Annotated in this window: 8 protein-coding genes; 1 reads left to right on the top strand and 7 read right to left on the bottom strand. The window is 71.5% G+C overall.

Annotated features, from left to right (window positions below; translation table 11 throughout):
* Positions 1-160: 160 nt before the first annotated feature.
* The 5 genes from ACIPRD_RS21375 to uvrC form a co-directional block, all read right to left on the bottom strand.
* A complete protein-coding gene (locus tag ACIPRD_RS21375; protein ID WP_356398788.1) occupies positions 161-3,124 on the bottom strand; it encodes a M14 family zinc carboxypeptidase in 2,964 nt (987 codons plus the stop codon).
* A 166-nt stretch (positions 3,125-3,290) separates the two neighbouring features.
* Positions 3,291-4,280: a DNA-binding protein WhiA gene (whiA, locus tag ACIPRD_RS21370; protein WP_356398786.1), complete on the bottom strand. Its 990-nt coding sequence runs from the start codon at positions 4,278-4,280 to the stop codon at positions 3,291-3,293.
* Complete coding sequence (gene yvcK / locus ACIPRD_RS21365; protein ID WP_401565042.1) at positions 4,271-5,365, bottom strand: uridine diphosphate-N-acetylglucosamine-binding protein YvcK; 1,095 nt, start codon at positions 5,363-5,365, stop codon at positions 4,271-4,273. Before yvcK ends, whiA begins: the two co-directional genes overlap by 10 nt.
* Positions 5,362-6,351, bottom strand: a complete 990-nt coding sequence (rapZ, locus tag ACIPRD_RS21360; RefSeq protein ID WP_356398782.1) for an RNase adapter RapZ — start codon at positions 6,349-6,351, stop codon at positions 5,362-5,364. Before rapZ ends, yvcK begins: the two co-directional genes overlap by 4 nt.
* Complete coding sequence (gene uvrC, locus ACIPRD_RS21355; RefSeq protein WP_401565039.1) at positions 6,348-8,480, bottom strand: excinuclease ABC subunit UvrC; 2,133 nt, start codon at positions 8,478-8,480, stop codon at positions 6,348-6,350. The genes rapZ and uvrC overlap by 4 nt, the downstream gene beginning before the upstream one ends.
* A gap of 316 nt (positions 8,481-8,796) precedes the next feature.
* Here uvrC and ACIPRD_RS21350 point away from each other — a divergent pair, with 316 nt between their 5' ends.
* Positions 8,797-9,738, top strand: a complete 942-nt coding sequence (locus ACIPRD_RS21350) for a hypothetical protein (protein ID WP_356398778.1) — start codon at positions 8,797-8,799, stop codon at positions 9,736-9,738.
* 125 nt (positions 9,739-9,863) lie between these two features.
* Here ACIPRD_RS21350 and ACIPRD_RS21345 read toward each other — a convergent pair whose 3' ends face one another.
* Together ACIPRD_RS21345 and uvrA are read right to left on the bottom strand one after the other, a co-directional pair.
* Positions 9,864-10,292 carry a Rieske (2Fe-2S) protein gene (locus ACIPRD_RS21345; RefSeq protein ID WP_401565036.1) on the bottom strand — a complete coding sequence of 143 codons (429 nt, stop codon included), beginning with the start codon at positions 10,290-10,292 and terminating at the stop codon, positions 9,864-9,866.
* A 179-nt stretch (positions 10,293-10,471) separates the two neighbouring features.
* On the bottom strand, positions 10,472-13,510 hold the full coding sequence (gene uvrA / locus ACIPRD_RS21340; protein WP_356398774.1) for an excinuclease ABC subunit UvrA: 3,039 nt from the start codon (positions 13,508-13,510) through the stop codon (positions 10,472-10,474).
* Positions 13,511-13,719: the final 209 nt, after the last annotated feature.

The raw sequence follows: 13,719 nt of genomic DNA, 5'->3' as shown, positions 1-13,719 counted from the left end.
TACCCACCAGTAGGGGTACGGACCACCCTGGATCGTGGCTCGTTTCACCCCCATTTGATAGAGATTGACGGTGCTTTCTGACGGTCATTTCACTCGTTCGTGAGCGGGTCGGCTCACCTGAGGAGGCCTCTCTCCACGCACCGTTGAGAGGGGCCTCCGCTCACTTGTCGAGTGAGGCCAGCGCCTTGCCCAGCAGGGCCGCCCGGTCGGCCGCCGACGGCACCTGTTCCAGGCCGAATCCGAGCAGCACGGTGTCGTGGGTCGTGACCGCTCCATAGGTCTGGAAGAGCGTGCCGGTGCGGGTCCAGTCCTTCAGCACCTCCGGGCTGCCCGCGGGCGGTCCGGCCGCCTTCCACGCGCCCAGCGAGGTCTCGAAGCCCTCGGTCTCCCTGGCGCTGCCGCCGACGACGAGCGAGGCGTCGTCGACGAGGACGCCGTGTCCGCCGCTGCCCGGGTCGGTGATGTAGGTGATGGACAGTTCGACGGTCTTCCCCGCGTACGCGCTCAGATCGAAGCCCACCTGCTGCCAGCCGGCCGAGCTGCCGGTGAGGCTGTTCCACGCGCCGGTGGTCCCGGTCGCGGAGCAGTCGTTGCCGGAGATCGTCAGGTAGTGCTTGAGCCAGGGGTGCTCGGCGATCAGGAACCCGGCCCCGCACTCGGCGGGCACGTCGGTGCGCGTGGCCCCGCCCGTCTCCGGCAGGGTCGTCCAGTCGTCGGCGCCGACGGTGTGGACCTCGACGACCGCGTGGTCGTAGCCCGGCTCGGTGTCCCACAGCAGCCGGGTGCTCAGGGCCGGCTTGTCGGCGGCGGTGACCCCGGTGAGGTCGACGGTGCGGGTGAGGCGCTTGTAGGCGTCGTCGGTGTGCACGGCGGCGGCCATGGCGGAGCCGCTGTACGGCCCGTAGGGGTTGACCGTCCCGGCGAAGCGGCCGGCGCCGGCGCTGCTGAACTGCGGGTACGCCGAGGGCGACAGCTCGTCGGAGGTGACCCCGTAGGTGCCCGCCTTGTCGAGCGGGTTGCCGGGCGCGTCACCGAGGGCGCCGGAGTAGCCGTCGAGGCCGCCCGCGCCGGTGAAGGCGGTCGCCCCCTTGGTGGAGGTGCGGCTGTAGGCGCCCAGGTAGTACTGGCTGAAGTCGTTGGACAGGGTGCCGTCGCCGAGGTCGACGCTGCCGCCGGCCTGCTCGCCGGCCTCGATCAGCCGGCCGCCCTCGTTGAGGTAGGCGCGCAGCTGGAGCTGCGTGGCGTTGCCGGGACCCGCGGTGCCCGAGTAGTGCACGACGTTCCGGAAGTGCTTCAGCACACCGAGCGCGTCCGGGGCGCCCTGCGTGGCGACGTCCCACACGACCGCCTTGTGCCCGGCCGCCTTCAGCGCGTCCGCGTAGGTGCCGGCCTGCGTGGCGGCCGCGCCCTCCTCGGCGACGACGAGGGTGTCCGCCTTCGGCCGCTCGGCGACGGTGTAGGTGAAGCGGGAGCTGGAGACCTTCCGTCCGTCCGCGGTCTCACCGGTGAACCACACCTCGACCTTGTCGCCCGGGACGCCGTCCTGCACCTTGGCCCGGTACTCGTCGAAGTACAGGTGGTCCGCCCCGCCGTACGTCCGCCCGCCCTTCCAGGGCTTGAGCGCCTGGTCGAGCGTACGGCCGCCGTTCACGCGGTACTTGAGCTCCTTGTCCCGGACCGCCTTGCGGACGGTGACCGAGACCTCCTGGTCGGCGCCGCGGGAGTACGACGTGGAGAACGCGGCCGGGGTGAAGTCGGCGGCCTTCAGCCCGACGGAGGAGACCGGCCTGTCCGGGTGGGCGGCGGTCTCGGCGACCGACAGCGCGAACGGGACGTTCTTCTCGAACTCCTGCTGGATCAGCTTCTCGTCGTCGGGGAAGTTGAAGACCGACTGGCAGTCGGACGCGTTCCAGGAGTCGTTCGGGTCGATGTCCGAGGCGGTCTGGCAGGTCGACATCTCGGGGGTGAACATCGCCATGCCGTTGACGTTCCCGGCGTGTCCGTCCGCCTCGCCGTTGGTGGTGTACAGCTCCGAGGAGACCTGGGAGTGGTAGCCGGGGATCGCCGGGTTCTCGGGGGTCCCGGCGAGTGCCTTGTAGAGCACGTCGTCGGGGGTCGGGGTGGCGACCTGCCAGCCGACGCCGTAGAGGAGGAGTTCGGCGGCGGAGTGGTAGTTGATGCCGTAGGTGAACGGGACGCGCTTCTCGAAGGCGTCCAGGGCCTTGGTCTCGGGCTCGGACTCGGGACTCGGGCCGCGGTAGGTCTCACTGGTGGGGTTGGGCGACGACCCCTCGTCGTCGTAGCCCCACTTGTAGGGGAAGTTGCGGTTGAGGTCGACGCCGTCGCCGGTGCTGATGACGCCGTCGCCGTTGACGTCCCGCAGGTTCTTGCGCCACAGGCGGGTGCCGGAGTCGCGGAAGGTGTAGTCGTAGCCGTCGGGGTTGGCCGAGAGGACGAACCACAGTTCGGTGGAGTCGACGATCTTCTTGATCCGCCGGTCCGTCCTGTAGTGGTCCGCGTAGTAGTGCATCAGACGCCGTGTCATCTCCGGCGTGATCCACTCACGGGCGTGCTGGTTGGACATGTACAGCACGGCGGGCTTCGAGCCGTCCCGCGTGGTCTTCGCGTTCTTCGTGAGCTTGAGCGCCAGGATGTCCTGGCCGCCGACGGTCTTCCCGATGGACTCGACCTTGGCGAGGCCGGGGTTGGCCTGAGCGGTCCGGAGGATCTCCTCCTTGAGCCCGCCGGCGCCGCTGTACGGGCGGAACACGCCCTGCGCGGAGTCCTCGACCCGCGCCTCGGCCCTGGCGGACAGGGTGTGCTCGGTGAGGCCGACGCCCTGCTTGCGGAGCTTTCCGGCCTGGTCGCCGGTGAGGTAGACCTCGACCGCCGTCCTGCCCTTCCCTGCCGTCTGGTCGCCCAGTTCGTGGGCGTCCTGACCGGCCTTCAGGAGCAGCGGGACCTGCTCGCGGGTGACCTCGGCGCGGTAGACCCTGACCTCGGATCCGTCACCGGAAGCCGCCCTGCCGGGACTGCCGTTCTGTGCCTGCGCGATGGGTGTGAGGCTCGCCGCGCCGGCCAGCAGCGCGGCGATACCGAGGACCGATCTCGCTCTGTGTCGCATGAACCCCCCTAGCGGTGGTCCGCCACAGCGGCGAACAGGTTGCCAGGCTCATGTCACTCCATGATCGAGTCAAGGGGGCCTCACGGACACGCAAACGCCGGTGCGTGCCACCCGGACGGGTGACTGCACCGGCGTGACGGCGACGCCGTCGGCGGGGCGTGCCGGCTCAGCCCGCCAGGTTGTCCGCCAGCTCCTCCGACAGGTTCGCCTCCGTGCTCGGGATGCCCAGGTCGGCGGCGCGCTTGTCGGCCATCGCCAGCAGCCTGCGGATCCGGCCGGCGACCGCGTCCTTGGTGAGCGGCGGGTCGGCGAGCGCGCCCAGCTCCTCCAGGGAGGCCTGCTTGTGCTCCATGCGCAGCCGGCCGGCCGCCGCGAGATGCTCGGGCACCTCGTCCGCGAGGATCTCCAGCGCCCGCTGCACCCGCGCGCCGGCCGCCACCGCGGCCCGTGCCGAACGGCGCAGATTGGCGTCGTCGAAGTTGGCGAGCCGGTTGGCGGTGGCCCGCACCTCGCGGCGCATCCGCCGCTCCTCCCAGGCCAGCACGGACTCGTGCGCCCCGAGCCGGGTGAGCAGCGCGCCGATCGCGTCGCCGTCGCGCACGACGACCCGGTCGACCCCGCGGACCTCGCGGGCCTTGGCGGCGATCGAGAGTCTGCGGGCGGCGCCGACCAGCGCGAGCGCGGCCTCCGGACCCGGGCAGGTCACCTCCAGGGAGGAGGAGCGGCCGGGCTCGGTGAGCGAGCCGTGCGCCAGGAAGGCACCGCGCCAGGCCGCCTCCGCGTCACAGGTGGCCCCGGAGACGACCTGCGGGGGCAGTCCGCGGATCGGGCGCCCCCGGCCGTCCACGAGACCGGTCTGGCGGGCCAGCTGGTCGCCGCCCGCCACCACCCGCACGACATAGCGCGACCCCCGGCGCAGACCGCCGGGCGCCATCACGATCAGCTCGGAGCTGTGGCCGAAGATCTCCAGGATGTCCCGCTTGAGCCTGCGGGCCGCCATCGCCGTGTCCAGCTCGGCCTCGATCACGATGCGACCGCTCACCAGGTGCAGACCGCCGGCGAACCGCAGGACGGCCGAGACCTCCGCCTTCCTGCAGCAGGTCCGGGTGACGGGGAGCCGGGAGATCTCATCCTTCACCGCTGCCGTCATCGCCATGGGCCGATCCTTCCATGCATCCGAAAAATACGGTCGTACGCGGCGGCCAACAGCTCCGGATCGTGCCGGGGGGTTCCGTCGGTCCGTGCCACGGGCGCCAGCTCGACCGCGGCTCCCAGCCGCTTCGCGGCCTCGGTGAGCGAGTCGCGGTCGGGCACGGCGGCCTCGTCGGCCAGCACCACGTCCAGAGCGAGTTTAGGGGCGTGTCGCCCCAAAACCTCCAAATGACGCTGCGGGGAGAAGCCCTCGGTTTCTCCCGGCTGCGGCGCGAGGTTCAGGGACAGGACCTTGCGGGCCTTGGTCCGGGCGAGGGCGTCCAGCAGATCCGGGACGAGCAGATGCGGGATGACCGAGGAGAACCAGGAGCCGGGACCGAGCACCACCCAGTCGGCGTCCAGGACGGCGGCGACTGCCTCGGGGACGGCCGGCGGGTCGTTCGGCACGAGGTGCACGGACTGCACCTCGCCCGGGGTCAGGGCCACGGTGGCCTGGCCGCGGACGGTGTCCACGTCCTCCGGCCGCTCCGGGTCGTGCCCCCTGACCAGGGCCTGGAGCTCCAGCGGCACGGCGGACATGGGCAGCACCCGGCCGTGCGCGCCGAGCAGCCTGCCGACCAGGTCCAGAGCCTGCACATGGTCGCCGAGCTGCTCCCACAGGGCGACGATCAGCACATTGCCGACCGCGTGGTCGTGCAGGTCGCCCTGCGACTGGAAGCGGTGCTGGATGACCCGGGCCCAGGTCTGGCCCCAGTCGTCGTCGCCGCACAGCGCGGCCAGCGCCTTGCGCAGGTCGCCGGGCGGCAGCACACCCAGCTCGTCGCGCAGGCGGCCGCTGGAGCCGCCGTCGTCGGCCACCGTGACCACGGCGGTCAGATCGCCGGTGATCCGGCGCAGCGCGGTGAGGGAGGCCGACAGGCCCATCCCGCCGCCGAGGGCGACCACCTTCGGCTGCGCGCCGCGCCGGCGGGGCCGGGCGCCGCGGGCCTCGGCGGGCCGGGCCGCGCGGGTCTCGGCCGTGACGCGGCCGGACCGCCCCTCCGGCACCATCCGGCGCAGCCTGCCGAGCCGCCGTGTACGTTCCGTCATTCCCGTCCCATGTCCCGGTGTACGACCACCGTCTCCACACCCTCGGCCGCGAGGCGCGCGGCGAGCTTCTCCGACGTCGCCACCGAGCGGTGCTTACCACCCGTACAGCCGATGGCGATGGTCACATACCGCTTGCCCTCGCGCCGGTAGCCGGCGGCGATCAGCCGCAGCAGCTCCGCGTACCGGTCCAGGAACTCCTTGGCGCCGGGCTGGTTGAAGACGTAGGCGGCGACCTCCTCGTTGAGCCCGGTGAACGGGCGCAGCTCGGGGACCCAGTGCGGGTTGGGCAGGAACCGCATGTCCGCGACCAGGTCGGCGTCGACCGGCAGGCCGTACTTGAAGCCGAAGGACATCACGGTGGCCCGCAGCTCGGGCTCCTCCTCGCCGGCGAACTGGGCGTCCATCTTCGCGCGCAGTTCGTGCACGTTGAGGCTGGAGGTGTCGATCACAAGGTCGGCGTCGCCGCGCAGCTCGCGCAGCAGTTCGCGCTCGGCGGCGATGCCGTCCACGATGCGTCCGTCGCCCTGGAGGGGGTGCGGGCGGCGCACCGACTCGAAGCGGCGCACCAGGGCCTCGTCGGAGGACTCCAGGAAGACCACGCGCCGGGTGACGTGCTTGGTCTCCAGGTCGGCGAGGGACTCGCGCAGGTTGTCGAAGAAGCGCCGGCCGCGCACGTCGACGACGACCGCGATCCTCGCCACGTTGCCCTGCGAGCGGGCGCCCAGCTCCACCATGGTGGGGATCAGGGCGGGCGGCAGGTTGTCGACGACGAACCAGCCGAGGTCCTCCAGGCACTTCGCCGCCGTCGAGCGGCCCGCTCCGGACATGCCGGAGATGATCACCAGTTCGGGAATGGCCGCTTCCGTGGCCCCGGCCGGCGTGACGTCCGTACTCACCTGTGCTCCGTTTTCCTGGGCCGTCCGCCGCGGCTCCCCCGCGGCAGCCTGATCCCTGCCCGCTGTGGGCTGTGCGTCGTGCTCGGTCATGTCTCCTGCCCCCGTCGTTCGTCCGGGACGCCCGCGGTGACGGGCTCCGCCGAGGAACCCCCCGTCGTGCCGGGTTCCTCGTCATCGATGATCTCTCCGGTCGCCGTGTTCACGGCGGGTGCGGCCGGGGCCGCCCGAGCGAGGAACCCGGCGATGGTCTCGGCCGTCTTGCGGCCCACGCCGGGCACCTCCTGGATCTGCTCGATTGTGGCGGACCGCAGCTTCTTCACCGAGCCGAAATGCTTGATGAGCGCCTGTTTGCGGGTATCGCCGAGGCCGGGGACGTCGTCCAGGGGGCCGGAGCGCAGGCGCTTGGCGCGCTTGGCGCGCTGGTAGGTGATGGCGAAGCGGTGGGCCTCGTCGCGGACACGCTGGAGCAGGTAGAGACCCTCGCTGGTGCGGGGCAGCACCACCGGGTCGTCCTCGCCGGGCACCCAGACCTCCTCCAAGCGCTTGGCGAGGCCGCACACGGCGATGTCGTCGATGCCCAGCTCGTCCAGGGCCCGGCGGGCCGCCGCGACCTGCGGCTGTCCGCCGTCGACCACGACGAGCTGGGGCGGGTAGGCGAACTTCCTGGGGCGGCCCTCGTCGTCCTTGAGGGAGTGCATGACCACGTCGGCGTCGCCGTCCGGCGCGGCGGGGCCGGGGGCGGGCCGCCCGTCGGCGGGGGCGGGTCGCGCGTCGGCGGGGGCGGGGGCGGCCTCGCCGTCGGTCCACTCCCCCGTGCGCTCCTTCTCGGCGAGATAGCGCCGGAAGCGACGGGTGATCACCTCGTGCATGGAGCGGACGTCGTCCTGGCCGGCGAAGCCCTTGATCTGGAAGCGGCGGTACTCGCCCTTGCGCTGGAGGCCGTCCTCGAAGACGACCATGGAGGCCACCACGTCGTCGCCCTGGAGGTGCGAGATGTCGTAGCACTCGATCCGGAGCGGGGCGCTGTCGAGGTCGAGGGCCTCCGCGATCTCCTCCAGGGCGCGCGAACGCGTGGTCAGGTCGGAGGCGCGCTTGGTCTTGTGCAGGACGAGGGCCTGCTGGGCGTTGCGCTCCACGGTCTCCATCAGCGCCTTCTTGTCGCCGCGCTGCGGGATGCGCAGCGAGACGTTGGCCCCGCGGCGGCCGGTCAGCCACTCCTGGACCGGCTCGACCGGCTCGGGCAGCGCCGGGACCAGGACCTCCTTGGGGACGGCGTCCCCGCTCTCCTCGCCGTAGAGCTGCTGGAGCGCGTGCTCGACGAGGGCGCCGGTGGTGATCTCCTCGACCTTGTCGGTGACCCAGCCGCGCTGGCCGCGCACCCGGCCGCCGCGCACATGGAAGATCTGGACGGCGGCCTCCAGCTCGTCCTCGGCGACGGCGATGAGGTCGGCGTCGGTCGCGTCGGCGAGCACGACCGCGCTCTTCTCCATGGCCTTCCTCAGCGCCACGATGTCGTCGCGCAGGCGGGCCGCCCGCTCGTACTCCATGTCGTCGGCCGCGAGCTCCATCTGCTTCTCCAGACGGCGCAGATAGGTGCCGGTGCGGCCGGCCATGAAGTCGCAGAACTCCTCGGCCAGGGCGCGGTGCTCCTCGGGGGAGATCCGGTCGACGCAAGGGGCGGAGCACTTGCCGATGTAGCCGAGCAGGCAGGGGCGTCCGGTGCGGGCGGCGTTCTTGAAGACACCGGACGAGCAGGTGCGCACCGGGAACACGCGCAGCAGCAGGTCGACGGTGTCCCGGATGGCCCAGGCGTGCGTGTAGGGGCCGAAGTACCTGACGCCCTTCTTCTTCTGACCGCGCATCACCTGTACGCGCGGGTACTCCTCGTTCATCGTCACCGCGAGGTAGGGATAGCTCTTGTCGTCGCGGTACTTGACGTTGAACCGGGGGTCGTACTCCTTGATCCAGGAGTACTCCAGCTGGAGCGCCTCGACCTCCGTGGACACCACGGTCCACTCCACGGACGCGGCGGTGGTCACCATCGTCCGGGTGCGCGGGTGCAGGTTCGCCAGGTCCTGGAAGTAGTTCGCCAGGCGCTGGCGCAGGCTCTTCGCCTTTCCGACGTAGATCACCCGGCGGTGCTCGTCACGGAACCTGTACACCCCGGGAGAGTCCGGGATCTCACCCGGCCTGGGGCGGTAGCTGGAGGGGTCGGCCATGTCTCACACCCTACTGGCGAGCGCCGACACCGCGTCGGGCCCGTGGACGACGCCGGGACCCGGGCGGTCCGGGGGCGGCGTCCGCCGGGCGCGCGGCGCGGGGACCGCCCGGCCGATGTGAGCCGGAGCCGGTGTCCGGGGTGTTGTCGGGGTCTGGCCGACACGCTTCAATGCGGGGGAACTCGGGGCCCCGCACACCGGCGTGCGCCCGTCCGCGCGCCGTACCGCAGGCGCGCGGCGCCCTCCGGGGCCGGCCCCGAGCCCCGCACGACGGTCTGACCAGCCGTCGTGACACCTCACAGAAAGGCTCCTGTGCATGCGGCATGCCACCGAGCACACGGACGTCGTCCTGAAGGAACTGGAGGACGTCCTGCGGGGCGGCCCCTTCCACGTGGCGCTGCGCGCCGCGATCACCGCCCGCGGACTGCCGCTCCAGCGTGTGCAGCACCACTTGTCGCGCTACGGGGTGAAGGTCGGCGTGACCAGCCTGAGTTACTGGCAGCAGGGGGCGCGCCGCCCGCAGCGGCCAGAGTCCCTGCGTGCCGTGCGCGCCCTGGAGGAGATCCTGCGGCTGCCGGAGGAGTCCCTGATCCGGCTGCTCGCCGACCCCGGCGGTCCGGCCGGGCGCCACGCGCCGCGCTCCTACCGCTCGCTGATCGAGGCCTCCGGGGCCCTGGACCGGCTCCGGGGGGAGCTGGGCTGGTCCCAGGACGGCGGGCTGCACTCCCTGGGCCATCACGAGCGCGTCCGTGTCGGCGCCCGCCGCGAGCTGGTGGGGCGGGAGTCCCAGCACATCGTCCAGGCCCACCGCGACGGCGTGGACAGGTTCGTCGCCGTCCACCACGGCGACCCGGGCTGCCGGCCGCGCGACATGACCGTGCAGGCCCTGGAGAACTGCCGTACCGGACGCGTCCGCGTGGACCAGGAGACCGGTGTGCTGGTCGCGGAGCTGCTCTTCGGCACCCGGCTGCGTTCCGGCGACACCTTCCTCTTCCGGTACGGCATCGGCGACGGCACGGCCGGGGTCTCGCGGGAGTACGTCCACCGGTTCGGCTCGCCCGGCGGGCAGTACGCCCTTCAGGTGCGCTTCGACGCGGCCGCGCTGCCGGCGGGCTGCCACCGCTTCACCCAGCCCGGGCCGGCGGCGCCGCGCGGCGGACGGCTGGAGCTGCCCGTGAGCCGGGCGCACCACAGCGTGCACGTGGTCGAGCCCCGGAGCAGACCGGGCCTGATAGGCATCGCCTGGGACTGGGAGTGAGCGGCCGGGACCGCGGGTGAGCGGCCGGGACCGCGCGTGAGCAGCGGGTACCGCGGGTGTGAACGGTGAGCAGCTGGTAACGCGGGTGAGCGGCCGCGGCCGGTACCGGAAGCGGAAGCGGACGGTCAGGCGCCCGGACCGGCGACGATCCTGCCCTTCACCGTCTTCACCGGCAGCTCGGTCAGCGGCACGGTGGCCGGGTCCTGGACCACCTTGCCGGTCAGGGCGTCGAACCGGCTGCCGTGGCAGGGGCAGATGAGCGTCGTCCCCTGGAGCTTGTTGATGGCGCACCCCGCGTGCGTGCAGACCGTGCTGTACGCCTTGAGGGTGCCGCTCCCGTCCCTGCTGACCACCACGTTGTGGTCCCGGTACAGCTCGGCGCCGCCCTTGGCGACGTCGCCCTCGGCACCGAGGTCGACGGGCGCGGTCGGGGTGGCCGCGGTGGAGGTGCCGTTCCCGGGCGCCGCGCAGGCGGCGAGGCCCAGCCCGGCGGCGGGGACCGCGGCGGCCCCTCGGAGGACGGTACGGCGGCTCGCGGACGGTCGGGCGGGCATCTGGTCTCCACTGTTCAGGGTGCGTGCAGGCCGACGATACCCGGGCAGAACGGCCGGCCGGGGGCGGGGGCGGTGCACGCCCTTCCACGGCCGGGCCGAACGAGCGGCGCCCCACGGGAAGGTCCCGTGGGGCGCCGCATCCGTGACGCGATGCCGGACCCGAGGTCCGGAGCGCCGCCTCAGGCCTTGCGGGCCCGCGTCGCCTTCTTGGCAGGGGCGGCCTTCTTCGTGGCCGCGGCGGCCTTCTTGGCCGTCGTGCTGTTGACCTTGGCCGTCACCGTCTTCTTGGCCGCCTTCTTCGCGGCCGGCTTGGCCGCGGCGGTCTTCCGGGCGGCCGTGGCGCGCTGTGCCTTCACGGGCGCCGCGTCGCTGACGCGGTCGGCGCCGAGGACCTCGCGCAGGAACTTGCCGGTGTGGCTGGCCGGCACCCCCGCGACCTCCTCGGGTGTGCCCTCGGCCACCACCAGGCCGCCGCCGGCACCGCCCTCGGGGCCCATGTCGACGAGCCAGTCGGCCGTCTTGATCACATCGAGGTTGTGCTCGATGACGATGACCGTGTTGCCCTTGTCGACCAGGCCGGAGAGGACCTTCAGCAGCTTGCTGATGTCCTCGAAGTGCAGACCGGTGGTCGGCTCGTCGAGCACGTAGACGGTACGTCCGGTGGAGCGCTTCTGCAGCTCGCTGGCGAGCTTGACGCGCTGCGCCTCACCGCCGGACAGCGTGGTCGCCGACTGGCCGAGCCGGACGTAGCCGAGGCCGACGTCCTTCAGGGTGCGCAGGTGCCGCGAGATGGCGGGGACGGCCTCGAAGAAGTCGGTCGCCTCCTCGATTGGCATGTTCAGCACGTCGGCGATGGACTTGCCCTTGTAGTGGACCTCCAGGGTCTCCCGGTTGTACCGGGCGCCGTGGCAGACCTCGCACGGGACGTAGACGTCCGGGAGGAAGTTCATCTCGATCTTGATCGTGCCGTCGCCCGCGCAGTTCTCGCAGCGGCCGCCCTTGACGTTGAAGGAGAACCGGCCGGGCTGGTAGCCGCGGACCTTCGCCTCGGTGGTCTCGGCGAACAGCCTGCGGACGTGGTCGAAGACGCCGGTGTACGTCGCCGGGTTGGACCGGGGGGTGCGGCCGATGGGCGACTGGTCGACGTGCACGACCTTGTCGACGAGGTCGTCGCCGTCCACGCGGGTGTGCCGCCCGGGCACGTTGCGCGCGCCGTTGAGCTCGCGCGCGAGGTGCGTGTAGAGGATGTCGTTGACCAGCGTGGACTTGCCGGATCCGGACACGCCCGTCACGGCGGTGAACAGGCCCAGCGGGAAGGACACGTCGATGTCCTGGAGGTTGTTCTCGCGGGCTCCGTGCACGGTCAGCTGCCGGGACGGGTCGCGGGGGCGCCGTACGTCGGGCAGCGGGATCGACTTGCGGCCGGAGAGGTACTGGCCGGTCTGCGACTCGGCGTTGGCGAGCAGTTCCTTCAGCTCGCCGCTGTGCACGACCTTGCCGCCGTGCTCGCCGGCGCCGGGGCCGATGTCCACGATCCAGTCGGCCACCTTGATGGTGTCCTCGTCGTGCTCCACCACGATGAGCGTGTTGCCCATGTCGCGGAGGCGGACCAGGGTCTCGATCAGCCGGTGGTTGTCGCGCTGGTGCAGGCCGATGGACGGCTCGTCCAGGACGTAGAGCACGCCGACGAGGCCGGAGCCGATCTGGGTGGCCAGGCGGATGCGCTGGGCCTCGCCGCCGGAGAGGGTGCCCGCCGCGCGGTTCAGGGAGAGGTAGTCCAGGCCGACGTCGACCAGGAACCGCAGCCGCTCGTTGACCTCCTTCAGGACCCGCTCGGCGATCTTCTTGTCGCGGGCGTTCAGCTTCAGCTCGCCCAGGAACTCCGCGCAGTCGCTGATCGACATCGCGGCGATCTCGGCGATCGACTTCCCCATGATGGTGACGGCGAGGACGATCGGCTTCAGACGCGTGCCCTCACAGGTGGGGCAGGGCACCTCGCGCATGTAGCCCTCGAAGCGCTCGCGGCTGGCGTCGCTCTCGGACTCGCTGTGCCGGCGCTTGACGAAGGGCACGGCGCCCTCGAAGGCCGTGGTGTAGACCCGCTCACGGCCGTACCGGTTGCGGTAGCGGACCTCGATCTGGGTCTTGTGGCCGTACAGCAGGGCCTTCCTGGCCCGCTGCGGCAGGCCCGCGAAGGGGATGTCGGTGCGGAAGCCGAGGGCCTCGGCGAGCGCGCCGGTCAGCCGGGCGAAGTAGTCCTTGGTGTGCCCGTGCGACCAGGGGTGGATGGCCCCCTCGTCGAGGGACTTCTCCTCGTCCGGGACGATCAGCTCCGGGTCGACCTCCATGCGCGTGCCGATGCCGGTGCACTCGGGGCAGGCGCCGAAGGGCGAGTTGAAGGAGAAGGAGCGCGGTTCCAGCTCCTCGAAGGACAGGTCGTCGTACGCGCAGTACAGGTGCTCCGAGAACATGCGCTCGCGCTCGGGGTCGTCCTCGGGGAGGTCGACGAAGTCGAGCACGACCATGCCGCCGGACAGACCGAGCGCGGTCTCGACGGAGTCGGTGAGGCGGCGCTTGGCGGAGTCCTTGACCGTGAGGCGGTCGACGACCACCTCGATGGTGTGCTTCTCCTGCTTCTTCAGGGCCGGCGGCTCGGACAGCTGGATGATCTCGCCATCCACGCGCGCGCGGGAGTAGCCCTTGGTCTGGAGGTCGGAGAAGAGGTCGACGAACTCGCCCTTGCGCTCGCGCACCAGCGGCGAGAGCACCTGGAAGCGGCTCCCCTCCGGCAGCTCCAGGACCCTGTCGACGATGGCCTGCGGCGACTGCCGCGAGATCGGGCGCTCGCACTGGGGGCAGTGCGGCTTGCCGATGCGCGCGAAGAGCAGGCGCAGGTAGTCGTAGACCTCGGTGATGGTGCCGACCGTCGAACGCGGGTTGCGGGAGGTCGACTTCTGGTCGATGGAGACCGCCGGGGAGAGGCCCTCGATGAAGTCGACGTCCGGCTTGTCCATCTGGCCGAGGAACTGCCGGGCGTACGACGAGAGCGACTCCACGTAGCGGCGCTGGCCCTCGGCGAAGATCGTGTCGAAGGCCAGGGAGGACTTGCCCGACCCGGACAGGCCCGTGAAGACGATGAGCGAGTCACGAGGCAGGTCGAGCGACACGTTCTTCAGGTTGTGCTCGCGCGCGCCACGGACGATGAGACGGTCGGCCACGCCGGTCCGCACCTTTCTTCAGAGAAGTGACAGGGGCAGAGCCCCCATGGTTCTTCGAGACTAGGGGGAGCCACTGACAACGCCGGTCGGATTCCCGGTGGCATAACAATCCCCGGCCTTCCAGCATGCCCGACGTCACCGCCGACGATATAGCACGTGCTTTCGATTTACGGCCGGGCTTCACCTCCTTCACCCGAAGGTGTGACCCG

It is taken from the genome of Streptomyces sp. NPDC090108 (assembly GCF_044747185.1).
Lineage (GTDB): Bacteria > Actinomycetota > Actinomycetes > Streptomycetales > Streptomycetaceae > Streptomyces.
Note: the sequence above shows the minus strand (reverse complement) of the source record. Positions and strands in the feature narration are given on the sequence as shown.